A 22,741-nucleotide genomic window follows, 5' to 3' on the forward strand; every position below is an offset into this window, starting at 1 on the left:
CTTGATGGGGTAAGGCTCCCAGTAGACGACTGGGTTGATAGGCCAGATATGGAAGACCGGTAACGGTTGGAGTTGACTGGTACTAATAGGCCGAGGGCTTGTCCTCAGTTGCTCGCGTCCACTGTGTGGTTCCCGGGTTGCGAACAGTCGCAATTGTCGGTTGAACCAAGTTTCACTCTTAACTAAAAAGTGTGCTTGTTCGCTAGAACCCGATAGGGTTTCGGTGGTCATTGCGTTAGGGAAACGCCCGGTTACATTTCGAACCCGGAAGCTAAGCCTTTCAGCGCCGATGGTACTGCAGAGGGGACTCTGTGGGAGAGTAGGACGCCGCCGAACAATCTTTCAAGGACCCTTGGTCCCAGCGTTCACGCTGGGACCAAGGGTCCTTTTTGTTTTGCCGAAGCGCGCCGAAGTCGTCGGTGCGTCAGAATGAATGCAGTACCGAAGACAGGAGTCACGTCGATGTCCACCAACTCTTCCGACGATCGTTCGGAGCGCCGGCCTCAGCGGCGCGATGACGGTGACCGCGGTGGTTTCCGGCGTGACGACCGGGGGCCGCGTCGTGACAACGACCGTGGCGGCCGCCCGGCCGGCGGCGGTGGCGGCTATGCGGGCCGTGACAGCCGCGGTGGCGACCGTGGGGGCTTCCGTCGTGATGACCGGCCTTCGGGCGGTGACCGTGGCGGGTTCCGGCGTGATGACAGCCGTGGTGGTGATCGTCGTGATGAGCGGCCGCGTGGGCCGCGTCGTGAGGATGACCGTGGGGGTCGTCCCGGTGGCGGTTACAGCGGTGGTTCCGGTGGGCGGGATGACCGTGGCGGGTTCCGGCGGGATGATCGCGGTGGCGACCGTGGCGGCTTCCGCCGTGACGATCGCCGTGATGACCGTGGTGGTGAGCGCGGTGGGTTCCGTCGTGATGATCGTGGTGGTGAGCGTCCGGCGTTCCGTCGTGATGACCGGCCTTCCGGTGGCGACCGCGGTGGTTTCCGGCGGGACGACCGTGGGGGCGACCGCGGCGGCTTCCGTCAGGACGACCGGCCGCGTGGACCTCGTCGTGAAGATGAGCGGGGCGGCGGGTTCCGTCGCGATGACCGTGGTGGTGAGCGTCCGGCGTTCCGTCGTGATGACCGGCCTTCCGGTGGCGACCGCGGTGGGTTCCGTGGTGGTGATCGTCGTGATGAGCGGCCGCGTGGGCCGCGTCGTGAGGATGACCGTGGGGGTCGTCCCGGTGGCGGTTACGGCGGTGGTTCCGGTGGGCGGGATGACCGTGGCGGGTTCCGTCGGGATGACCGGCGGGATGATCGCGGTGGCGACCGTGGCGGCTTCCGCCGTGACGATCGCCGTGATGACCGTGGTGGTGAGCGCGGTGGGTTCCGTCGTGATGATCGTGGTGGTGATCGTCCGGCGTTCCGTCGTGATGACCGGCCTTCCGGCGGCGACCGTGGCGGGTTCCGGCGGGACGACCGTGGGGGCGACCGTGGCGGCTTCCGTCAGGACGACCGGCCGCGTGGGCCGCGTCGTGAGGATGACCGTGGGGGTCGTCCCGGTGGCGGTTACGGCGGTGGTTCCGGTGGGCGGGATGACCGTGGCGGGTTCCGTCGGGATGACCGGCGGGATGATCGCGGTGGCGACCGCGGTGGGTTCCGCCGTGACGACCGTGGCGGTGACCGCGGTGGGTTCCGTGGGGGCGACCGTAGGGATGACCGCGGCGGTGACCGGGGTGGGTTCCGGCGGGACGATCGGGGCGATGACCGCGGTGGGTTCCGGCGGGATGACGACCGGGGGCGTCGGCCGTACGGGGCCGGTCGTGGGCGGGATGACCGTCGGGACGATCGACGGGATGACCGTCGGGACCGTGACCGGGAGCCGATCAGGCGGCTGCCGATTCCGGAGGACGTCACCGGTGAGGAGATCGACAAGGATGTGCGGCAGGAGTTGCTGAGCCTGCCGAAGACGCTTGCCGAGGACGTCGCCAGGAACCTGGTGATGGTGGCGAAGCTGCTGGACGAGGACCCGGAGCAGGCGTACGGGTACTCGCGGGTGGCGCTGCGGCTGGCGTCCAGGGTCGCGGCGGTGCGTGAGGCCGCGGGCTTCGCGGCGTACGCGGTCGGCAACTACAGCGAGGCGCTGGCCGAGTTCCGGGCGGCGCGGCGGATGACCGGCAGCGTGGAGCTGTGGCCCGTCATGGCGGACTGTGAGCGCGGGCTGGGCCGGCCGGAGAAGGCGATGGCGATGGCCGGCGAGCCCGAGGTGAAGCGGCTGGACCGGGCCGGACAGGTCGAGATGCGGCTGGTCGCGGCCGGTGCCCGTCGGGACATGGGCCAGGCGGACGCGGCGGTCGTGACGTTGCAGAGCCCCGAGCTCGCGTCGAGCGCTGTTCACCCGTGGACCGCGCGGCTGCGGTACGCGTACGCGGACGCGCTGCTGGAGGTCGGGCGCGAGGGCGAGGCCCGCGACTGGTTCGCCAAGGCGCTGGAGGCCGACCAGAACGGTACGACGGATGCTTCGGACCGGCTTGCGGAGCTGGACGGTGTGGAGTTCACCGACGTGCTGGAAGGCGCGGAAGAGGCTGATGAGGCCGACGTCGCGGAGGAGGCCGGTACTGCCGACGAGGCGGATGAGGCCGGTGAGGCTCCCAAGGCTGATGCGGATGCTGATGCGGACGGTGGCGAGGCTTCGGGTGAGTCCGTCGCGTCGGCCGACGCGGGCGCTGATGACGTGACCGATGAGGTCGTCGTCGAGGACACGGATGCCGATGAGGTCCGCGAGGAGAAGCGTCCTGAGAAGGGCTGAGTACCTGCGGCCGTGCTCGGTGCGGTGAGATGACGGAGGGCGGGATCCCAAGGGGGTCCCGCCCTCCGCCGTTTGGAGATGCGTTGGGTGGTGGTGGCGGGGGGACGGGATGAGCCGACGGTGTCGACGGGGTTTGTGGGGCGGTCGTCTGCTGGTTGTTGTGCGGCCGCGGAGGCGGTTGCGGTGGGGGCGGGCGAACGCGTCGGCGGACTTGACGTATTGGCGGGCGGTGCCCGGTGCCCGGTGCCCGGTGCCCGGTGGCCGGTGTCCGGGAAGGGGCTGACGCGGTCCGGTTCAGTGCACGTCGTCGTCCAGGGTGCGCAGGATGAGGCCGGTGGCGGGCTTGGGGCCGAAGGAAGTGGACTTCCGCGGCATCGTCACGCCCTGCTCGGCGAGTTGACGGACCGTTTCTTCGGACGTGGCGCGCATCAGGACGGCCGTACCGCCGTGCCGGGCGGCCTGTTCGACGGCGGCCTCGGTGTGATGCAGATAGCTGATGTCCGAGGGGTGGTCGGGGATCTGCCAGACCGCGTCCAGCAGGACGGAGTGCAGCACGGTGGCGTCCAGCTGCCGCCATGCCTCGGGCCGGTCCCGGCGGACCGTCCGGTTCAGCAGTTCCGGATCGGGCCGGTCCAGGAGGTGGAAGGAGTCCGGGCCGCCGGAGAGCACGAAGGCGTTGCCCGGCGTCTCCGCCAGCGCCGCGAGGGCGGCCGGCAGCTCGCCCGGCAGCGGCCGGACCCGGAACGCGCCCGCCAGACCGGCCAGCGCCTTGGCCGGCGGCAGATGGGGCAGTACGCGGTGGATGGCGCGGACCTGGAGGGGGTAGCGGGCGGTGTCGACCAGCAGGACCAGTCCGGACGCCCACGGTGACGCGGACGAGGCGTCGGCCTGCTGCTCGTACAGCCGGTGGTAGGTCGCCCAGCGGTGGTGCCCGTCGGCGATCAGGGCTCGCCGGCGGGCGAGGTCGCTGTCGATGGCCGCGAGGTCGCCGGGGTCGGTGACGGCCCACAGGCGGTGCGCGAAGCCGTCGTCGGTGGTGGTGGCGAGCAGTGGTGTGCGGTGCACGGTGCGCTCGATGACGGCGGTGGCGCCGGTCGCGGTGCCCTGGCCGCGGAACGAGAGCAGCAACGGCTCGAAGTTGGCCGCCGCCGCCCGCATCAGGGCGGCGCGGTCCTCGACCACCTCGGGGATGACGTCCTCGTGCGGCAGTACCGGCCCGTCCAGGCGCAGCGCGCCGATCAGCCCGCGTTGCAGCACATCGCCGCTGCGCTGCTCGTAGACGTAGAGCGCCGGCTCGGGGTCCGGGGTCAGGACGCCTTCGGCGCGCCAGCGGCGGAGGGTGTCGGCGGCCTGGCGGTGGCGGGCGGCGGGGTCCGCGGCCTGCGGGAGGATCAGCCGGACGATGTTGTACGGGTCGGCCGTCTCCAGGTGGCGTACGCCGTCGGGCCGGACCACGACGTCATAGGGGGGTGAGGTCACGGCGGTGAGGCTGCTGACGCGGTCCGGGGCGTAACGCAGTCCGCGGAAGGGGAGGAGGCGGAGGCCGTCGGTACAGGTCATTGGAGAATGCTAAGCCGCTTGTCCGGTGAGGGATGATCGAGGGACAGCCACTGTGTGGCTGGAAATATCCGTGTGCGCGAGGCGGCCGAGGGCAGGCCGCGGGGCGCGGGAAGCGGCAGTCGTGGGAACGACGGTTCGTACGGGTGCCGGTGTGTGTGAGGAGCGAGACGGCATGAGTGAGCAGGTTCGCGAACGGCCCGGTGGGTGTGAGCGTGCGCTGAGCGAGGCGTACGACACGGCGCTGCTGGATCTGGACGGGGTTGTCTACCAGGGCGGACATGTCATCGCGCACGCCGTGGAGTCGCTGGCCGCGGCGCGGGACGGCGGTATGCACCTCGCCTATGTGACCAACAACGCGGCCAGGACCCCGCAGACGGTCGCGAGCCAGCTCACCGGTTTCGGGCTGCCGACCGGGCCGGCGGACGTGATCACTTCGGCGCAGGCGGTGGCCCGGCTGATCTCCGAGCAGGTGCCGCCCGGCGCGCGGGTGCTGGCCGTCGGCGGTGAGGGGCTGCTGGTGGCGCTGCGCGAGCGCGGGCTGGAACCCGTCGCTTCCGTGGACGACGACCCGGCGGCCGTGGTGCAGGGCTACGACCCCGGGGTGGACTGGCGGCAGCTGGCGGAGGCCGCGTACGCGGTGCAGCGCGGGGTGCCGTGGTTCGCGTCCAACACCGATCTGACCATCCCCCGGGAGCGCGGGATCGCCCCGGGCAATGGCGCGTTGGTGGAGGTGGTGCGGATCGCCGCGGGCGGGACGCCGCAGGTGGCGGGGAAGCCGCAGCCGCCGATGCACCGCGAGACGGTGCTGCGGACCGGTGCGAAGCGGCCGCTGGTGGTCGGGGACCGGCTCGATACGGACATCGAGGGCGCCTACAACGGCGCGGTCGACTCGCTGCTGGTGCTCACCGGAGTCACCACCGCGGCGGAGCTGCTGGCCGCCCCGCCGCAGCACCGGCCCACCTACGTGGACGCCGACCTGCGCGGGATACTGGGGCCGCAGCCGGCCGTGAGCGCGGTGGACGGCGGTTTCCGGTGCGGCGGCTGGACGGCCGCGCTGAGCGGCGACGCGCTCGTCCTGGACGGCGACGGCGCCCCGCTGGACGGGCTGCGGGCGCTGTGCGCGGCGGCCTGGACGGCGGCGGGGCACGGCAGTTGCGCGGCCGACGCGGGGAAGGCGCTGGCCCGTATCGGGAGGTGAGTGAAGGGCCCGGCGGGTTGCCGGGCCCTTCGGTGGCGCGCACCGGCCGGGCGGGCGGTGCGCGCCACGTCGGACGAACGGCCCCGCGCGGTGCTCGGGTTCCGGTGCGCGGGGCCGTCGCGGTGGTGGTGCCGGTGTGGTCCGGTGCCGGCGTCGGCGGGTCAGTCCTGGTCGGCCGGCGCCGTGCCCGCCGTCAGTTCCGCGATCAGGTCCTCCTCGGTGGCGCCGCGGCGCCAGTAACCGGTGAACTTGACGGCCCGGCGGTCCATACCGCGCTCGCCGACGAGGTGACGGCGCAGCGCCTTGACGGTCCCGGCCTCGCCGGCGATCCAGGCGTACGGCGTGCCCTCGGGCAGTTCGGCGGTGCGCAGCGAGTCGAGTACCGGCGCACCGCCGGCCGCGGTCGCGGCGTCCGTGACGATCCAGGTGATGTCGGCGTCGGCGAGGGTGGGCAGGGGCTGCCGGCCGTCCTCGTGGGCGACCTCCAGCCAGACCTTGGCGCGGGTACCGGGGGAGAGCCAGGACAGGATGCCGGCCACGGCGGGCAGCGCCGTCTCGTCGCCGGTGAGCAGGACCCAGTCGGTGCCGGCCGGCGGCCGGAAGTCGACGCCGCCGTTGTCCTCGACGGCCGGGCCGAGTACGGACACCCGGTCGCCGGGCCGGGCGTGCGCCGCCCAGTGGCCGGCCGGTCCGGCCGCCGGGGCACCGGCCGCGCCCCCGGTGCCGTGCAGCACGAAGTCGACGTCGAACTCCCGTGACGCGGGGCGCTGTTCCCGGATCGTGTAGGTGCGCATCACCGCGCGCTCGGCCGGATCCTGTGCCCGCCAGGCGGCGAACCAGTCGTCGCCGGTGTCGTCGAGGACCGGCACGTCCTGGTGGGGCCGGGGGAGAAAGAGCTTGAAGCGCTGGTCACGGCCGCCGGACGCCAGTTCGGCGAGGTGTTCGCCGCCGAAGGTGATCCGGACCATGGAGGTGCTCAGCCGCCGGGTGCGGACGACGCGCACATCGAAGAAGCGGAAGGGGGCGGTGGCGGGTACGGCGGTCGTGGTCATACGGGGAACCTCCCGGAACCGTGCTGCGGCTGGTCGGTGGCGGATGTGCGGCGCGGGGCGCGCTTCGGTGTGCGGGCGTGGTGCGGGGACGGTGCGCCGCGGCGGATCGCGGTCGTGCGCCGTGCGGACGGCGATCCACCGCGGCCGTACGTCAGCTGACCTTCCTGGCGTTCTCGACGGCCTTGGCGAGGGCCTCGACGAGCGGGGCCGCGCCCGCGTACGAGAAGCGCGGCTCGCTCGACCAGGGGGTGATCTGGCCGGCCTTGACGGCGGGCAGCTTGGCCCAGGACGGCTTGGCGGTCAGGTCCTTGGGCTGGAGGGTGGCGGTGCGGCTGTCGAGCATCAGCACGTCGGCCTTGTACTTGTCGGCGTTCTCCCAGCTCAGGCTCTCGAAGTAGCCGCCCTTGTCCAGGTGGTCGGGGACGATCAGGTCCACGCCGAGGGACTTGTAGTACATCAGGTCGGCATTGACGCCGGGGTTGGAGGCGTAGAAGAGGTCCGGACTGCCGGAGCAGGCCAGCACCCTGACCCGGTGGGACGCGGCGGCCTTGCGCAGTGACTCCGCCGCCTTCTCGAAGCGGGCCTTGGCGTCGGTGACCTGCTTGGCCTTCAGGTCGGCGCCGAGCGACCGCGCCAGCTCCGCGTACCGCTCGATGATCTTGACGAGCGGTACCCGGGAGGACGTGAGGGCGACGCTCTTGGCGAGCTGTGTGATCTTGTCCTTGCTGTCGTCCGGTACGAACCACAGGGCGCCCGGCTCGTACATGTTGGTGACCAGCAGATCGGGGCTGAGGCCCGCGTACTTCTCGACGTTGAACTGGTTGTAGGCGTTGCCGATGATGGTGACCTTGTCGACGTCGAGGTCGCCCGCCTGCGGGTCGGCCGTGCCGTCCTTGAGCTTGGTCGGGCCGAAGACGCCGACGATCTGGTCGTCGATGCCGAAGTCGTGCAGCGCGGCCGCGGTGCCGGTGAAGGCGACGATGCGCTGCGGCACGTTCTTGAGGGAGACCGTGACCTTGCGGTCGTCGGTGAAGGACCAGGCGCTGCTCTTCGCGCCGCTCTTGGCGCCCCCCGAGCTCTTGTCGCCGCCGCATGCGGCGAGCAGGGCGCCGATGCCGAGGGCGCCGCCCGCGGCCAGGATGCCGCGACGGGTCGGAGTAACGCTTCGGGGGGTGTTCATGGTGGTGGTGCTTCTCTCTGACGCGGTCGTGCCGATACGGACGTGGCAGCCTGTTTTGAGGGTAGGCTAACCTAACTTTCGTGTTGGTTGACAGTCCCCCCGAAGCAGCGGTGGCCCCGGCCCCCGTGGCCCCTGCGGCACCACGACGGCGGCACCTCACGCGTCCCGCGGGGCTGCTCGCCGCCGTGGCCGTGCTGGCCGTCATCACCGTTCTCGGCATAGCCGTTGGCGCCAAGCAGGTACCTCTCGACCAGGTGTGGCACGGGCTGTTCCACTACTCCGGTTCCGATACCGATGTGGTCGTCCGCGATGTGCGCCTCCCGCGCACCCTCCTCGGCCTGATCGTCGGCGCCGCCCTCGGACTGGCCGGTACGGTCATGCAGGCGCTGACCCGAAACCCCCTCGCGGACCCCGGGGTTCTCGGTGTCAACGCCGGTGCCTCGGCCGCGGTCGTCTCCGCCATCAGCTTCTTCGGCGTCACCTCGCTCACCGGCTATGTGTGGTTCGCCTTCGCCGGTGCCGCGGTGGTCTCCGTCGCGGTGTACGTCCTCGGCGGCACCCGTAACGCCACGCCCGTACGGCTCGCCCTGGCCGGCACCGCGCTGACCGCCGTCCTCGTCGGCTACATCAACGCCGTCAACCTCATGGACACCGCGGCGCTGGACAAGATGCGCTTCTGGACAGTCGGTTCGCTGGCCGCCGCCACCATGGAGACGGTCACCGGGATCGCGCCGTTCCTGGCGGTGGGCGCCGTCCTCGCGCTGCTGATCGCCCGGCCGCTGAACGCCGTCGCGCTCGGCGACGACCAGGCGAAGGCGCTGGGCGCCCGGCTGACCCGTACCCGGGTGCTGTCGATGGTCGCCGTCACGCTGCTGTGCGGCGGGGCGACCGCCGTCTGCGGCCCGATCGTCTATGTCGGCCTGATGGTGCCGCATGCCGTACGGGCCGTCACCGGACCCGATATGCGCTGGATCCTGCCGTACTCCGCGGTGCTCTCGCCGGTCCTGCTGCTCGGCGCGGACATCCTCGGCCGGGTCGTGGCCCGGCCCGGTGAGCTCCAGGTCGGCATCGTCACGGCCGTCATCGGCGGTCCGGTCTTCATCTGTCTCGTACGGCGCCGGAGGATGTCCCAGCTGTGATCTCGCCCGTGAAGCCCGAGCAGGGCACGAAGTCCGCGGCCGGCGGCGGCCGCGGGGACGCCGCGGCGCCCGGCGCGCGTGCCGAGCCGCGCGCCGGTGCGCGGCCCGAGCGGTCCGGCGCACCCGGCAGGAGGGCTCCTGGCCGGCAGTCGGCGAGGGCGCCCCGGCGGGTGCTGCCGGTCCGCACCCCGGGCGGGCTCTCGCTGCGGCTGGACGTACGCGCCGTCCTCGTCGGCCTCCTGCTGCTGGCCGTGGCGCTGGCGACGGGCATCGCGCTGATCGGCTCGGGCGACTACCCGATGACGCCGGCCGAGGTGGTCGGCACGCTGACCGGCGGCGGCACCGCCGGCCAGGAATTCATCGTCCGCGACCTGCGGCTGCCGCGCGTCCTGGTCGGACTGCTGGTCGGCGCCGCGTTCGGGATCGCCGGCGCCGTCTTCCAGACCGTCTCGCGCAACCCGCTGGGCAGTCCCGATGTCCTCGGCTTCGGCCAGGGTTCGGCGGTCGGCGCGCTGACGGTCATCGTCTACTTCCAGGGCGGGCCCTTCGCGGTCGCCGCCGGTGCGGTCGTCGGCGGCGTGGTCACCGGCGCCGCCATCTTCCTGCTCGCCTGGAAACGGGGCATCCACGGCTACCGCTTCGTCCTCGTCGGCATCGGCGCCGCCGCGATGCTCTACGCCCTCGTGCTCTACCTCATGACCAAGGCGAACATCGTCGAGGCGACCCGGGCCACCATCTGGATGACCGGTTCGCTCAACGGCCGGGGCTGGGACCAGGTCTGGCCGCTGGCCGCCGTCTGCGCCGTCCTCGTCCCGCTGGTGCTCTGCTACGGACGTCCGCTGCGGATGCTGGAGATGGGCGACGACGCCGCGTGGGCGCTGGGCGTACGGGTCGACCGGGTCCGCGGTATCGCGCTGCTGGCCGCCGTCCTGCTCGTCGCCTCGGCCACCGCGGCGGCCGGCCCGATCTCCTTCGTGGCGCTCACCGCACCGCAGCTGGTCCGGCGGCTGACCCGCTCGCCCGGCGCCAACCTGCTGCCGTCCGCCCTGATGGGCGCCGCGCTGCTGGTCGCCGCGGACTGGTCCGCACAGCGGCTCTTCGGCGCCGACCAGCTCCCGGTCGGCGTGCTGACCGGAGTCCTCGGCGGCGGCTATCTGCTGTGGCTGCTGGCCACCGAGCGCAGGGCCGGACGGGTGTGACGGACATGACGGATGTGACGGACGTGATGCATACGACGGAGCGCGCGCACGCGGTGGACGGGGCGGACGGGGCGAATCCGATGGGGGCGACGGCGGCTTCGGCGGGCGCGCTCCGGACGGCCATGGCCGGGGCCACGACCACGGCTGCCGCCACGGCCACCGGCCCGCCGGTGGCGTCGGATTCTGGCCGGACCTCCGGCGGACCGGCGGAAACCGGGCGGCCCGCGCTGCGTATGCCGGACCAGCCGGACCACAGCAATGACACGACGAACCCCAGGAGCGCTGAAGTGAGCCGTCTCACGGCCGAGAACGTCACCCTCGCCTACGACCAGCGGGTCATCGCCGAGAATCTCTCGGTCGCCATCCCCGACCGCTCCTTCACGGTCATCGTCGGCCCGAACGCCTGCGGCAAGTCCACGCTGCTGCGCGCGCTTTCCCGGATGCTCAAGCCGACCGCGGGGTCGGTCCTGCTGGACGGCTCGGTCATCTCCTCGCTCCCGGCCAAGAAGGTCGCCCGGACGCTGGGGCTGCTGCCGCAGTCCTCGATCGCCCCGGACGGGATCACCGTGTCCGACCTGGTGGCCCGGGGCCGCTATCCGCACCAGGGCCTGCTGCGCCAGTGGTCGGGCGAGGACGAGCGGATCGTCCGGGAGTCGATGGCCGCGACCGGCGTCGGCGAACTGGCCGACCGCTACGTCGACGAACTCTCCGGCGGGCAGCGGCAGCGGGTGTGGATCGCGATGGCGCTGGCCCAGCAGACGCCGCTGCTCCTCCTGGACGAGCCCACGACATACCTGGACATCCAGCACCAGATAGAGGTGCTCGACCTGTGCGCGGAACTGCACGAGGAACAGGGCCGCACGCTCGTCGCCGTACTGCACGACCTCAACCACGCCGCCCGTTACGCGACCCACCTCATCGCCATGAAGGACGGCGCCGTCATCGCCGAGGGCGTGCCCTCGGACATCGTCACGGCGGAGCTCGTGGGACAGGTCTTCGGGCTCGGCTGCCAGGTCATCGACGACCCGGAGACCGGCACCCCGCTGATCATCCCCGCGGCCCGCAAACCCCGTAAGGGCGGGGGCGCGGGAGACCGGGGCAGCTCCGTGGCGGGTGGCGCGCCCGGGGCGGGCGAGAAGGCGGCGGGCGTGGTCGCCGTGGACGGTGTCGAAGGCGGGGGTGGTGCGGCGGCCGGGGCCGTGGGGTCCGGCGACGCGTCCGGCGCGGGCTGCGGGGACCGGGCCGCGGCTGCGACGACGGCGGTGTGACGCGGGTGGTTTGATGCGGGTGGTTTGATGCGGGTGGTCTGATGCGAGTGGTGTGACGCAGGTGGTCTGATTCCGGCGGTGGGGGCTCGGTGGTGTGTCCCCGGTGGGTTGGGGCGGCGAGGCCGCGGGGGCGATGGGCTGCCCCGGAGTGCCGACCGGGCGGACCGGTAACGGGCCGGGCAGACCGGCCAGGGGTCGGGCCGGACCGGCTAGGGGTCGGGGGCCGGACCGGCTACGGACCGGCAGCGCCTGACGGCGTGACCCCGGCGGCCACCGCGACAGCAGCCACGAGGCGCACCACGCTAGGAACCGTGACGGCAACCACGACAGCAGTAGCCACGACAGCGGTAGCTCGCGGCGCCGACTACAGCAGTGTCCTGAGGCGCAGCAGGTCGCGCAGGCCGGCCTCCAGTTTGACGCGGCCGGTGCCCCACGCCTTCGCGAAGTTGAGCCGGCCGTCGACGAGTGCGACCAGATCGTCCCCGGCCATCGACAGCCGGATCTCGGCCTTGTGCGGCGGCGGGCCGGGGACGCTCGTCAGGTCCTGGACGGTGCCGTCGGCCAGGCGCCCGAGGAAGGTGACGTCCAGGTCCGTGATGCGGCAGCTGAGCGAGCGGTCGAGCGCGGCGGCGCTGCGGACGCTGCCGTCCGCCGAGGACAGGTTCTGGGCCAGCCGGTCGAGAGCGGCGCGGCACTGGTCGAGGGTTGCCATCGGGAGCGACGATACGCCAGGTCGCGGGCGGCCCGTTCGTCGTCGACGGGGTACTTCGCGGTAGCGTCTGGAGCATGGAAGAACCGACGTCGGGCCCGGAGCCGGAGGCACCCACGGGCACCGGAACCGCGGTCGCCGAGCCCGCCGGGCCTGCCGGAAGCGCCGAGTCCCTCCGGCCCGCCGAGCCCGGGGGGCCGCAGCCGCTGGGAGTCGGGATCACCCCGACCGGCGACGCCGCGGTCGACGACCGGCTGCGCCGTCTCGCCGACGCCGACCGCCTCGCCGTGAGCGGGCACCTCCAGGTGTACGAAAATGTGCACCGTGGGCTGCGGGACGTGCTGGCCGCCCTCGACCAGCACCCCGGACCGCCCGCGCCTTCCGCGACGACGCCCGGCAAGGCGACGCCCGGCACGACGACGCACGACAACAGGAGCTGAACCACAGGTGGCAGGAGTGGCACGACGCCGACTCGACGCGGAGCTGGTGCGCCGCAAGCTGGCCCGCTCGCGCGAGCACGCGAGCCAGCTGATCGCCGCGGGACGGGTGACCGTCGGCGGGATGACCGCGGCCAAACCGGCCACCCAGGTGGAGACCAGCGCGGCCGTGGTCGTCCGCGCGGACGAGAGCGCCCCCGACTACGTCTCACGCGGCGGCCACAAGCTCGCCGGCGCGTTCGCCGCCTTCGTCCCGCTCGGCCTGGAGATCGCGGGCCGGCGGGCGCTGGACGCGGGCGCCTCGACCGGCGGTTTCACCGACGTCCTGCTGCGGGCCGGCGCCGGCCATGTCGTGGCCGTCGACGTCGGCTACGGACAGCTCGCCTGGTCCCTCCAGAGCGACGACCGGGTCACCGTGAAGGACCGCACCAACGTACGCGAACTGACGCTCGAACAGATCGACTCGGTGCCCGTCGACCTCGTCGTCGGTGATCTCTCCTTCATCCCGCTGGGTCTCGTGCTGCCGGCGCTCGTCGGCTGTGCGGCGCCCGACGCGGATCTGGTGCTGATGGTCAAGCCGCAGTTCGAGGTGGGCAGGGAACGGCTGGGCAGCGGCGGGGTGGTGCGCAGCCCGGAGCTGCGCGCCGAGGCGGTGCGCGCCGTCGCGGGCCGGGCGGCCGAACTGGGTCTCGGTGTTCTTGGCGTGACCGCGAGCCCACTGCCTGGACCTTCCGGGAATGTCGAGTACTTTCTGTGGCTGCGCGCCGGGGCGCCTGCACTCGACCCGGCGGATGTCGACCGTGCAGTGGCGGAGGGGCCTCGTTGACCACTACCCAGGCAGTTGAAGGCAGCGCAGCACACGAGAAGAGCGGCGCGGCGCGGACCGTGTTCCTGCTCGCGCACACCGGCCGCCCGGCGGCCATCCGCAGCGCCGAACGCGTCGTCCAGGGCCTGCTGCGCAACGGGATCGGGGTGCGCGTGCTGGCGGAGGAGGCCGCGGACCTGCCGCTGCCGCCGTCGGTCGAACTGGTCGCGTCCGAGCAGCGGGCGGCCGAGGGCTGCGAACTGCTGGTCGTCCTCGGCGGGGACGGCACCCTGCTGCGCGGCGCGGACTTCGCCCGGACCTCCGGGGTGCCGATGCTCGGCGTCAACCTCGGCCGGGTCGGCTTCCTGGCGGAGGCCGAACGCGACGATCTGGACAAGGTCGTCGACCGGGTCGTCACCCGTACCTACGAGGTCGAGGAGCGGATGACGCTCGATGTGCTCGTCCGGAACAACGGCAGCATCGTGCACACCGACTGGGCGCTGAACGAGGCGTCGGTCGAGAAGGCCGCGCGGGAGCGGATGCTGGAGGTCGTCACCGAGGTCGACGGCCGGCCCGTCTCGCGCTTCGGCGGCGACGGGGTGGTCTGCGCGACGCCGACCGGCTCGACCGCGTACGCCTTCTCGGCGGGCGGACCGGTGGTCTGGCCCGAGGTCGAGGCGCTGCTGATGGTCCCGATCAGCGCCCACGCGCTGTTCGCCAAGCCGCTGGTGACCTCGCCGCATTCGGTGCTGGCGGTCGAGGTCCAGCCCAAGACCCCGCACGGGGTGCTCTGGTGCGACGGCCGCCGGAGCGTGGAACTCCCGGCCGGCGCACGGGTCGAGGTACGGCGCGGCGCCGTTCCCGTACGCCTCGCTCGGCTGCATCATGCCTCCTTCACGGATCGTCTGGTCGCCAAGTTCGCCCTCCCGGTGGCGGGGTGGCGGGGCGCGCCGCACTAGCGGTGCCCTAGCGGTGCCGCCGCTGGTGAGGAGGGGGACGGGCCAGGGTCCGCGGTGGCCGCGCGGCAGCGTGCGGACCGCGCCGGAAGTCCGACGGCCCCGCTCCCGGCGCTGTGACCGTCCCGTCCGCCTCCCCGCAGGCGGGGCGGTGGCCGTACGCCGTCGCCCACGCCGATTCGTCGGCCATGAGTACCCCTCTCGTCACGTTCTGTGATCAGGGTGCCGGGTGGCCGCGGTGCCGCGCCATGCGGAACTCACCCAATTTTCGGTGGGGTTTTCCGCAGGGGCGGGGGGACGGGAGAGGGGGCAGGCGTCGCGGTGCGGCCCCGGGACCTCGTAAGGTCGTATCCGTGTTGGAGGAGATGCGGATCCGGTCCCTGGGCGTCATTGACGACGCCGTTGTCGAGCTGTCCCCGGGCTTCACGGCGGTGACGGGTGAGACGGGCGCGGGCAAGACCATGGTCGTCACCAGTCTCGGCCTGCTGCTCGGCGGGCGCGCGGACCCCGCCCTGGTGCGGATCGGCGCCAAGTCGGCCGTCGTGGAGGGCCGTCTCGGCATCGGCCCCCGGACCCCGGCGGCGGTCCGGGCCGAGGAGGCCGGTGCGGAGCTGGACGACGGCGTGCTGTTGATCAGCCGTACCGTCTCCGCGGAGGGCCGTTCCCGCGCCCATCTGGGCGGCCGGTCCGTACCGGTCGGCCTGCTGGGGGAGTTGGCCGACGACCTGGTCGCCGTCCACGGCCAGACCGATCAGCAGGGCCTGCTGCGGCCGGCCCGCCAGCGCCAGTCCCTGGACCGCTACGCCGGGGACGCGGTCGCCGTCCCGCTCGTCAAGTACACGGCCGCCCACCGCCGGCTGCGCGCCGTCGCCACCGAGCTGGCCGAGCTGACGACGCGGGCCCGCGAACGCTCCCAGGAAGCCGATCTGCTGCGGTTCGGTCTCGACGAGATCGCCGCCGCCGAGCCGGTGCCCGGGGAGGACGCCGAGCTGGCCGCCGAGGCCGAGCGGCTCGGCCACGCGGAAGCCCTCGCCTCCGCCGCGACCGCCGCGCACGCCGCGCTGGCGGGCAACCCCGAGGACCCCGAGGGCGTCGACGCCACCACCTTGGTCGCGGGCGCCCACCGTGTGCTGGAGGCCGTACGCGGCCACGACCAGGAGCTGGCCACGCTGGCCGAGCGGCTGGGCGAGATCGGCATCTTGATGGCGGACGTGGCGGGGGAACTGGCCAGTTACGCGGACGGTCTGGACGCCGATCCGCTGCGGCTCGCCGCGGTCGAGGAGCGCCGCGCCGCCCTGACCCATCTGACCCGCAAATACGGCCAGGACATCGCGGCCGTGCTCGCCTGGGCCGAGGAGAGCTCGGCGCGGCTGGCCGAACTGGACGGCGACGACGACCGGATCGGCGAACTGACCGAGGAACGGGACGCCCTCCGCGCCGAACTGGGCGAGCTGGCACAGGCGTTGACCGACGCCCGCACCGCGTCGGCGGAGCGGTTCGCCGCCGCGGTCACCGCGGAACTGGCCGAACTGGCCATGCCGCACGCCCGGGTGAGCGTCGAGATCCGGCAGACCGAGGTGGCGGAGGAGGCCGACGGCATCGAGGTCGGCGGCCGCGCGGTCGCCTACGGCCCGGCCGGCGCCGACGAGGTCGAACTCCTCCTGGCCCCGCACCCCGGCGCACCGCCCCGGCCGATCGCCAAGGGGGCGTCCGGCGGTGAGCTCTCCCGGGTGATGCTCGCCGTCGAGGTGGTCTTCGCCGGTACCGACCCCGTACCGACCTACCTCTTCGACGAGGTCGACGCGGGCGTCGGCGGCAAGGCGGCCGTCGAGGTCGGCCGCCGCCTGGCCAGGCTCGCGAAGTCGGCGCAGGTCGTGGTCGTCACGCACCTTCCGCAGGTCGCGGCGTTCGCGGACCGGCAGCTTCTGGTGGAGAAGACGAACGACGGCTCGGTCACCAGCAGCGGCGTGACGGTCCTGGAGGGCGAGGAGCGGGTCCGCGAACTCTCCCGGATGCTGGCCGGCCAGGAGGACTCCGAGACGGCACGGGCACACGCCGAGGAACTGCTGGAGACGGCCCGCACGGGGCGGTAGGCGGCGCGCGGCCACCGGGCCGGTCTTTTCACGCCGCCGCCCGTGGCCCCGGCTCCGCCCGCCGGCGCACCACTGCCCGAGGCCGGCGTCCGGAGCACGGCGGGCCGCGGAGATCCCGCCTCCTGAGGTGACGGGAGCCGAACGCGGCACGGTGCCGGATGAGGGGAGTGAGATGACGGTGGCAGGTGACAGGGTGCCGGGCCGGATCCGGGCGCTGATCGGGGCAGCCGGTGCGACGCGGGCCGCGTACGGGGCGCTGCGGCGCCGACCGCCCGGCGGTGCCGGCCGGTGGGAGCGGACGAACTACGCGGGCCGGACCGTGCACCTGCACGCGGGGCTCGCGTCGGCCACGGGGACGGCGCTCGCCGCCGCCACCGTGCCCGGCCTGCCCGCCGGGGCCCGGGGCGCGGCGGCCCTGGCCGTGCTGGCCGCCGGCGGCTGCGGCGCGTACGACGACGTGTACGGCGCCGGCGATCCCCGGCGCGGATTCCGGGCGCACCTCTCGGCGCTGCGCCACGGCGAGGTGACCAGCGGGGCCGTGAAACTGTTCGGGATCGGCGCCGCGGGGCTCGCCGCGGGCGCGCTCCTCACCGCCCGCCCGGTGGACAAGGTGCTGGCAGGTGTGGTGATCGCGGGCTCGGCCCATCTGGTGAACCTCCTGGACGTCCGGCCGGGGCGCGCGGCCGGTGCCGTCCTGGCCATCGGTGCTCCGGGGCTGCTGCGCCGCGGACCGGCCGGTCCGCTGTCCGCCGTACCCATGGGGGCCGCGGCCGCCGTCCTCGCGGACGACCTCGGGGAGCGCACGATGCTCGGGGACTGCGGGGCGCATGCCCTCGGCGCGGCGCTCGGTCTCGCCATCGTCACCGGGAACGGCCGCACGGGGCTGGCCGTCCACGCCGTCGGCCTGATCGCCGCGGCCGCCGCGGGCGACCGCGCCAGCCGGGCGGCCGCCGCGTTCTGACCCCCGCCGCCGGCCGCCCGCCCGGGGCGGTGGACCCGCGGGGCGAGGCGGGGGAGCGGTGCCCGTCGGCCGCCCCGGGACGGGCGACGTCCCTCGGCCGCCGCCCGTCAGGAGACCGGCGCCCCTCGAACGAGTGGCCGAAATTCAACTGAACGGTCATCTGGGTGGCCGATTTATCACCCATGTGGGTGATCCTGTGCTGGTGAGGGTGAGACTTCCCACCGGAACGGCGGGCGCACGGTGCCGAATTGACGCCGCGGGGCTGGCATCCTGGGCGCGGTGCGTTCGGCGCCGCCCGCCGGATCGCGGCCCGTCCGCTCCTGGGCACCGCGGCCGCACCGCCCCGCAGCGCCTCGCTGCATTCGGACCGGCGCACCGGCACGGTCCGTGTCCCGTCCGCCGACCCAGGAGCCCCGACCACGTGACCAGCACCCCGACCCCGCCCCTCGGGCAGTCGCCGCTGCGTACGGTCCAGGTACTGGGGCACGGCGGCGCCGGCAGCGCCGCGCACGTCCGGTCGCTGGCCGCCGGCCTGGTGGCGCGCGGTGTACGGGTGACCGTCTGCGCCACGCCGGACACCGAGGCGGTCTACGACTTCGCGGGGACGGGCGCACGGTTCGCGCAGATCACGCCACGTACCGACCCGGTGGGCGTGGCCTCGTTGCGCAGCGCCTGCTGGGACGCCGACCTCGTGCACGCCCATGGACTGCGGGCCGGACTGCGCGCGTCGCTGGCGCTGCACGGACTGCGCGGCCCCCGGGGCGGGCGGGTTCCCCTCGTCATCTCCTGGCACACCAAGTCGCACCCCGAGGGCGCGCGGGCCGGGCTGGTGCGGCTGATGGAGCGGCGGGTGGCGCGGGCCGCCGCCGTCGTCCTGGGGGCCTGCTCCGATCTCGTGGACCGGGCGCGGGAGCGGGGCGCACGTGACGCCCGCCTGGCGCCGGTCGCGATTCCCCGCCCCCGGCCCGCCACCGCGCCGTCCGAGCCCGACGGGCACGACCTGACGCGCCACAAGAAGCGGGCCGAACTCGGCGCGGTGGACCGCCCGTTACTCCTCGTGGTCGGCCGCCTCGACCCGCACCAGGGCCACGATGTGCTGCTGGACGCCGCGCGCGCCTGGTGCGTGCTGGACCCGCGGCCGCTGCTCGTCATCGCGGGAGAGGGCGAGCAGCGGGCCACGTTGCAGCGCCGCATCGAGGCCGAGCAGCTGCCCGCCCAGCTGCTCGGCCGCCGCGACGACGTGCCCGAACTCCTCGCCGCCGCGGACCTGGTGGTGCTGCCCAGCCGCTGGGAGGCCCGCTCCCTGATCGCCCAGGAGGCGCTGCGGGCCGGGGTACCGCTGGTCGCCACCGACACCGGCGGCACCCGTGAACTGGTCGGCCGGGCCGCGGAACTGGTCCGCTACGGCGATGCCGCGGCCCTGGCCCGTACCGTCCTCGGCCTGCTCGCCGACCCCGTACGCAGGGCCGCGCTCGCCGAAGCGGGCCGCGCCCAGGCGGGCGGCTGGCCGAGCGAGGACGACACCGTCGCGCAGATCCTCGGCGTCTACGACGAGCTGACCCAGCCGGTCCGCTCCGGTTAGGCGCCCACACCCAGGCGTCCTGGTCCGGCCGACGGATTCCGTCGCCCCCACGGAGCGGGCGGCACCGACGGCCCGGCCCGATCCCTGCCGCCGACCGGGTACGGCACCCGGCCCGCCCCGCTACGGCCGGTCCGTATGGCGACGGGCGCGCAGCGCGAGGCGCAGGCCCAGCACCGTCTGCGGGTCGTCCAGGTCCGTGCCCAGCAGCTGCGCGATCCGCGCCAGGCGGTCGTAGAGCGTCTGCCGGTTCACATTGAGGTCGCGGGCCGTCTCGGCCTTGCGGCCCGCGCTCGCCAGATACGCCTCAAGTGTCGGCAGGAGGGGCTGGCGGGCACCGCGGTCGTGCGCGAGCAACGGGCCGATGGCACGGTCCACGAAGTCGGCGAGCACGCCCAGTTCGCCGTGTTCGCGCATCCGCCACAGCAGCAGCTCGATGTCCAGGCGGCGCGCGTCGTACCAGGGCTGTTCGGGCAGGCCCTGGGCCGCGGCCGCCGCCTCCGCCGCGTGCCGCAGTCCGGGGCCGGCCGCGGCCCAGTCGCCCGCCGTACCGACGACGACCACCGGGCGGTACGCGGCGGGCCGGTCGAGCCCCGCGCGGACGACTCCCGCGCGCAGCGCCTCGGCGATCCGGTCGGCGAGCGCGTGGCGGTCCTGGCCCGCGCGCAGCGATACGAGCATCGGCACCCGTCCCTCCACCGGACGCACGCCGAGCAGAACGGGCACCCCGGGGGCGGCGAGCTCCTCGCGCAGGGCCTGGGCGAGGAGGGCCCAGCTGCCGGGGTAGGGCAGACCGGACGGCAGCCGCATCACCACCGGGAGCACGGGGTCGCCGCCGGGGCGGAAACCCAGCAGCCGGGCCTGTCCGGGGGCCTCGGCCGCGGCGATCCGGCCCTCTGCCAGATCGGCGAGGAAGTCGCCGCGGCCCCGGGCGGCGAGTACCTCCTCCTGGCGGGACTGCAACATGACGACGGCGAGGAGACCGGCGGCGCGTTCCGCGGCGATCCGGTGCACCGGCGCCAGCGGGGAGTTGACGGGCAGCAGGACCAGCCGGGCGCGGACGGCGTCGGGGCCGTGGCCGCCGCCGGGGACGTCGATGCGTACGCCGGTGTCGCGCAGGCCCTCCCAGGCCAGCAGGGGATCGGCGTCCGCGGGGCCGCCGTCGCCGTCCGCGCCCTCCGGTCCCGCGGCGTACAGCGGGCTGCCGTCGGGCGCCTCCAGACAGAGCGGATTGCCGGTGAACGCGGCCAGCAGCCGGAGCACCTCGGGGGCACCGCCGCCGCGCAGCAGGACGTCCGTACAGCGGCGCAGCACCTCGTCGGCGCGGCGCAGCAGCGCGTAGTGGCTGTTGATGATCTCGGTGTGGATCTCCTCGGTCACCGTGACGTACGGGACCTCGCGGTGCAGCTGGATCAGCGGCAGCCCGCACTCCCGCGCGCTGTCGATCAGCGCCGAGGGCAGCGATTCGAAACGCGATCCGAGCTCCACGACGAGCGCGGCGATCTCGCGGTCGGCGAGCTTGCGGATGAAGGCGCGCTGTTCGGAGGGCCGGGCGCCCAGGCCGAGGCCGGTGGTCAGCAGCAGCTCACCGCCCTTGAGCAGCGAGGCGATGTGCGGGACCTCCCCGGCGTGCACCCAGCGCACCGCGCGGTCCAGCCGGTCCGCACCGGCCAGCACCTCCGGCAGACCGCGCCGGAGCGCGGGCAGCTCCAGCGCCCTGCGCACCGTGATCTCGGCTTCGATCTTCGCTTCCGGCCCCATGGCGTCGAACGGTACCCGCAGCGCGCGTCCGGAGCCGCTCGGTCCGAACTGTGGCGGGGGAGGCGCCGACCGGGCCGGACCCCGGACGGCCGGGCCCGCCCGGCGGTCCCGCGGAGCGGGGCACGGGAGCCCGCGCCGGGCCCCGCGCGTTCCCGCCCCCGCCGGGCGCCCGGCGGCTATCCGCCGCTGTACGCCCCGCTCGCGGTCAGCCGCAGGGCCGTGTCGATCAGCGGAACGTGACTGAACGCCTGCGGGAAGTTGCCCACCTGCCGCTTCAGCTTCGGGTCCCACTCCTCCGCCAGCAGACCGAGGTCGTTGCGGAGGGCGAGCAGCCGCTCGAAGAGCTTGCGGGCCTCCTCCACCCGCCCGATCATCGCCAGATCGTCGGCGAGCCAGAACGAGCAGGCCAGGAAGGCCCCTTCGTCGCCTTCGAGGCCGTCGACCCCGAGGCCGTCGCCGGACGTCGGGTAGCGCAGGATGAAGCCGTCCTCGGTGCCCAGCTCGCGCTGGATCGCCTCGATGGTGCCGATGACGCGCTTGTCGTCCGGCGGCAGAAAGCCCATCTGCGGGATCAGCAGCAGCGAGGCGTCGAGTTCCTGCGAGCCGTAGGACTGGGTGAAGGTGTTGCGCTCCTTGTCGTACCCCTTCTCGCACACATCCCGGTGGATCGTCTCGCGCAGGTCCTTCCACCGCTCCAGCGGACCGTCCACGTCCCCGGACTCGATCAGCTTGACCGTACGGTCCACCGCGACCCAGGTCATCACCTTGGAGTGTACGAAGTGGCGGCGCGGGCCGCGGACTTCCCAGATGCCCTCGTCCGGCTCGTCCCAGTGCTTCTCCACCCAGCTGATCAGCTTCAGCTGGAGCACGGAGGCGTAGTCGTTACGGGCCAGGCCGGTCATGTGCGCCAGGTGCAGCGCCTCGATGACCTCGCCGTACACATCCAGCTGGAGCTGGCCCGCGGCGCCGTTGCCGACCCGCACCGGCTGTGAATTCTCGTACCCGGGAAGCCAGTTGAGCTCGTTCTCGCCCAACTCCCTTTCACCGGCGATGCCGTACATGATCTGGAGGTTCTCCGGATCGCCGGCCACCGCCCGCAGCAGCCACTCGCGCCAGGCCCGCGCCTCCTCGCGGTAGCCGGTGCGCAGCAGCGACGACAGGGTGATCGCGGCGTCCCGCAGCCAGGTGAAGCGGTAGTCCCAGTTGCGCACCCCGCCCAGGCACTCCGGCAGCGAGGTCGTCGGCGCCGCCACGATCCCGCCGGTCGGCGCGTACGTCAGCGCCTTGAGCGTGATCAGCGAACGCACCACCGCGTCGCGGTACGGGCCGTGGTACGTGCACTGGTCGACCCACTCGCGCCAGAAGACCTCGGTGGCCTCCAGCGATCCCTCCGGATCCGCCAGGGCCGGCGGCTTGTGGTGCGAGGGCTGCCAGCTGATCGTGAACGCGATCCGCTCGCCCGGCCCCACCGTGAAGTCGGAGTACGTCGTCAGGTTCTCGCCATGGGTCTCCACGGTGGTGTCCAGCCAGACCGAGTCCGGCCCCGCGACCGCGACCGTACGGCCGTCGACCTTGTGGACCCACGGCACGACCCAGCCGTACGAGAACCGCATCCGCAGCGCGGAGCGCATCGGGACGCGTCCGCTGACGCCCTCCACGATGCGGACCACCTGGGGTGCGCCGTCCCGCGGCGGCATGAAGTCGATCACCCGTACCGTGCCGCGCGGGGTGTCCCACTCGGATTCCAGTACCAGCGAATCGCCCTTGTACCGGCGGCGGTCGGCCGGTTTCGGCTGTTCCGCGGGGCCGTGCGCGGGCCCCATCCGCCAGAATCCGTGCTCCTCTGTGCCCAGCAGTCCCGCGAAGACCGCCGGTGAGTCGAAGCGGGGCAGACACAGCCAGTCGACCGTGCCGTCCCGGCACACTAGAGCGGCGGTCTGCATATCGCCGATGAGTGCGTAGTCCTCGATGCGCCCGGCCACGTGCCTCTCCCGTCGAACTGGAGTGACGCCCCCCATGGGACGTTTCTATCCGTCCTGCCCATGAAACTT

Annotated in this window: 17 protein-coding genes, 2 rRNA genes and 1 pseudogene; 14 read left to right on the forward strand and 6 right to left on the reverse strand. The window is 73.4% G+C overall.

Annotated elements, in window-relative coordinates:
* From ACLJWH_RS25190 to ACLJWH_RS25205, 4 genes and pseudogenes are all read left to right on the forward strand, one after another.
* Window positions 1–106 (forward strand): 23S ribosomal RNA (locus ACLJWH_RS25190); the annotation flags it as partial.
* Window positions 107–219: 113 nt separating this feature from the next.
* Window positions 220–336 (forward strand): 5S ribosomal RNA (rrf, locus tag ACLJWH_RS25195).
* A 288-nt stretch (window positions 337–624) separates the two neighbouring features.
* A pseudogene (locus ACLJWH_RS25200) lies at window positions 625–1,587 on the forward strand (hypothetical protein); the annotation flags it as partial.
* A gap of 336 nt (window positions 1,588–1,923) precedes the next feature.
* A complete protein-coding gene (locus ACLJWH_RS25205) occupies window positions 1,924–2,793 on the forward strand; it encodes a hypothetical protein (RefSeq protein WP_411144232.1) in 870 nt (289 codons plus the stop codon).
* 294 nt (window positions 2,794–3,087) lie between these two features.
* On the opposite strand, the gene ACLJWH_RS25210 is transcribed toward ACLJWH_RS25205, so the two are convergent.
* Window positions 3,088–4,353 (reverse strand): DUF1015 family protein, encoded by a 1,266-nt coding sequence (locus ACLJWH_RS25210; RefSeq protein ID WP_411144027.1) that lies wholly within the window; start codon window positions 4,351–4,353, stop codon window positions 3,088–3,090.
* 172 nt (window positions 4,354–4,525) lie between these two features.
* Between ACLJWH_RS25210 and ACLJWH_RS25215 the strand changes: the two genes are divergently transcribed.
* Complete coding sequence (locus tag ACLJWH_RS25215; protein ID WP_411144028.1) at window positions 4,526–5,551, forward strand: HAD-IIA family hydrolase; 1,026 nt, start codon at window positions 4,526–4,528, stop codon at window positions 5,549–5,551.
* 161 nt (window positions 5,552–5,712) lie between these two features.
* On the opposite strand, the gene ACLJWH_RS25220 is transcribed toward ACLJWH_RS25215, so the two are convergent.
* On the reverse strand, window positions 5,713–6,603 hold the full coding sequence (locus tag ACLJWH_RS25220; protein WP_411144029.1) for a siderophore-interacting protein: 891 nt from the start codon (window positions 6,601–6,603) through the stop codon (window positions 5,713–5,715).
* Window positions 6,604–6,754: 151 nt separating this feature from the next.
* Complete coding sequence (locus ACLJWH_RS25225) at window positions 6,755–7,783, reverse strand: ABC transporter substrate-binding protein (RefSeq protein ID WP_411144030.1); 1,029 nt, start codon at window positions 7,781–7,783, stop codon at window positions 6,755–6,757.
* Window positions 7,784–7,863: 80 nt separating this feature from the next.
* Between ACLJWH_RS25225 and ACLJWH_RS25230 the strand changes: the two genes are divergently transcribed.
* The 3 genes from ACLJWH_RS25230 to ACLJWH_RS25240 all read left to right on the forward strand — a co-directional run bounded on the left by ACLJWH_RS25230 (window position 7,864) and on the right by ACLJWH_RS25240 (window position 11,389).
* Window positions 7,864–8,922 (forward strand): FecCD family ABC transporter permease, encoded by a 1,059-nt coding sequence (locus tag ACLJWH_RS25230; protein WP_411144031.1) that lies wholly within the window; start codon window positions 7,864–7,866, stop codon window positions 8,920–8,922.
* Window positions 8,923–9,092: 170 nt separating this feature from the next.
* Entirely contained in the window at window positions 9,093–10,121 is a 1,029-nt protein-coding gene (locus ACLJWH_RS25235) for a FecCD family ABC transporter permease (RefSeq protein WP_411144233.1), read from the forward strand.
* Between the two features lie 233 nt (window positions 10,122–10,354).
* Complete coding sequence (locus ACLJWH_RS25240) at window positions 10,355–11,389, forward strand: ABC transporter ATP-binding protein (protein ID WP_411144234.1); 1,035 nt, start codon at window positions 10,355–10,357, stop codon at window positions 11,387–11,389.
* A 364-nt stretch (window positions 11,390–11,753) separates the two neighbouring features.
* On the opposite strand, the gene ACLJWH_RS25245 is transcribed toward ACLJWH_RS25240, so the two are convergent.
* Window positions 11,754–12,101, reverse strand: coding sequence for an SCP2 sterol-binding domain-containing protein (locus tag ACLJWH_RS25245; RefSeq protein ID WP_411144032.1), 348 nt, complete (start codon window positions 12,099–12,101; stop codon window positions 11,754–11,756).
* Window positions 12,102–12,175: 74 nt separating this feature from the next.
* Between ACLJWH_RS25245 and ACLJWH_RS25250 the strand changes: the two genes are divergently transcribed.
* The 6 genes from ACLJWH_RS25250 (at window position 12,176) to ACLJWH_RS25275 (ending at window position 18,932) form a co-directional block, all read left to right on the forward strand.
* Window positions 12,176–12,538: a hypothetical protein gene (locus tag ACLJWH_RS25250; RefSeq protein WP_411144033.1), complete on the forward strand. Its 363-nt coding sequence runs from the start codon at window positions 12,176–12,178 to the stop codon at window positions 12,536–12,538.
* Between the two features lie 7 nt (window positions 12,539–12,545).
* Window positions 12,546–13,361, forward strand: a complete 816-nt coding sequence (locus ACLJWH_RS25255; protein WP_411144034.1) for a TlyA family RNA methyltransferase — start codon at window positions 12,546–12,548, stop codon at window positions 13,359–13,361.
* Window positions 13,358–14,299: an NAD kinase gene (locus tag ACLJWH_RS25260; RefSeq protein ID WP_381682673.1), complete on the forward strand. Its 942-nt coding sequence runs from the start codon at window positions 13,358–13,360 to the stop codon at window positions 14,297–14,299. Before ACLJWH_RS25255 ends, ACLJWH_RS25260 begins: the two co-directional genes overlap by 4 nt.
* A gap of 362 nt (window positions 14,300–14,661) precedes the next feature.
* Window positions 14,662–16,389 (forward strand): DNA repair protein RecN, encoded by a 1,728-nt coding sequence (gene recN, locus ACLJWH_RS25265; protein ID WP_411144235.1) that lies wholly within the window; start codon window positions 14,662–14,664, stop codon window positions 16,387–16,389.
* 172 nt (window positions 16,390–16,561) lie between these two features.
* Window positions 16,562–17,350: a hypothetical protein gene (locus ACLJWH_RS25270; protein WP_411144035.1), complete on the forward strand. Its 789-nt coding sequence runs from the start codon at window positions 16,562–16,564 to the stop codon at window positions 17,348–17,350.
* Between the two features lie 421 nt (window positions 17,351–17,771).
* Entirely contained in the window at window positions 17,772–18,932 is a 1,161-nt protein-coding gene (locus tag ACLJWH_RS25275) for a glycosyltransferase family 4 protein (protein WP_411144036.1), read from the forward strand.
* 120 nt (window positions 18,933–19,052) lie between these two features.
* Here ACLJWH_RS25275 and ACLJWH_RS25280 read toward each other — a convergent pair whose 3' ends face one another.
* The gene (locus ACLJWH_RS25280) at window positions 19,053–20,690 is read right to left on the reverse strand and encodes a PucR family transcriptional regulator (RefSeq protein WP_411144037.1); all 1,638 of its coding nucleotides are present in this window, start codon (window positions 20,688–20,690) and stop codon (window positions 19,053–19,055) included.
* A 176-nt stretch (window positions 20,691–20,866) separates the two neighbouring features.
* The gene (locus ACLJWH_RS25285) at window positions 20,867–22,708 is read right to left on the reverse strand and encodes a glycoside hydrolase family 15 protein (RefSeq protein WP_411144038.1); all 1,842 of its coding nucleotides are present in this window, start codon (window positions 22,706–22,708) and stop codon (window positions 20,867–20,869) included.
* Between the last annotated feature and the right edge of the window lie 33 nt (window positions 22,709–22,741).

The sequence above is a fragment of the Streptomyces sp. x-80 genome, from assembly GCF_046549095.1.
GTDB classification, from domain to species: domain Bacteria; phylum Actinomycetota; class Actinomycetes; order Streptomycetales; family Streptomycetaceae; genus Streptomyces; species Streptomyces celluloflavus.

Excerpts from the sequence above, each read along its gene's own strand:
- ACLJWH_RS25225 (WP_411144030.1), bottom strand. The coding sequence starts at position 7,783 with ATGAACACCCCCCGAAGCGTTACTCCGACCCGTCGCGGCATCCTGGCC.
- ACLJWH_RS25215 (WP_411144028.1), top strand. The coding sequence starts at position 4,526 with ATGAGTGAGCAGGTTCGCGAACGGCCCGGTGGGTGTGAGCGTGCGCTG.
- ACLJWH_RS25280 (WP_411144037.1), bottom strand. The coding sequence starts at position 20,690 with ATGGGGCCGGAAGCGAAGATCGAAGCCGAGATCACGGTGCGCAGGGCG.
- ACLJWH_RS25250 (WP_411144033.1), top strand. The coding sequence starts at position 12,176 with ATGGAAGAACCGACGTCGGGCCCGGAGCCGGAGGCACCCACGGGCACC.
- ACLJWH_RS25245 (WP_411144032.1), bottom strand. The coding sequence starts at position 12,101 with ATGGCAACCCTCGACCAGTGCCGCGCCGCTCTCGACCGGCTGGCCCAG.
- ACLJWH_RS25285 (WP_411144038.1), bottom strand. The coding sequence starts at position 22,708 with ATGGGGGGCGTCACTCCAGTTCGACGGGAGAGGCACGTGGCCGGGCGC.
- recN (WP_411144235.1), top strand. The coding sequence starts at position 14,662 with ATGCGGATCCGGTCCCTGGGCGTCATTGACGACGCCGTTGTCGAGCTG.
- ACLJWH_RS25270 (WP_411144035.1), top strand. The coding sequence starts at position 16,562 with ATGACGGTGGCAGGTGACAGGGTGCCGGGCCGGATCCGGGCGCTGATC.
- ACLJWH_RS25210 (WP_411144027.1), bottom strand. The coding sequence starts at position 4,353 with ATGACCTGTACCGACGGCCTCCGCCTCCTCCCCTTCCGCGGACTGCGT.
- ACLJWH_RS25240 (WP_411144234.1), top strand. The coding sequence starts at position 10,355 with ATGCCGGACCAGCCGGACCACAGCAATGACACGACGAACCCCAGGAGC.
- ACLJWH_RS25220 (WP_411144029.1), bottom strand. The coding sequence starts at position 6,603 with ATGACCACGACCGCCGTACCCGCCACCGCCCCCTTCCGCTTCTTCGAT.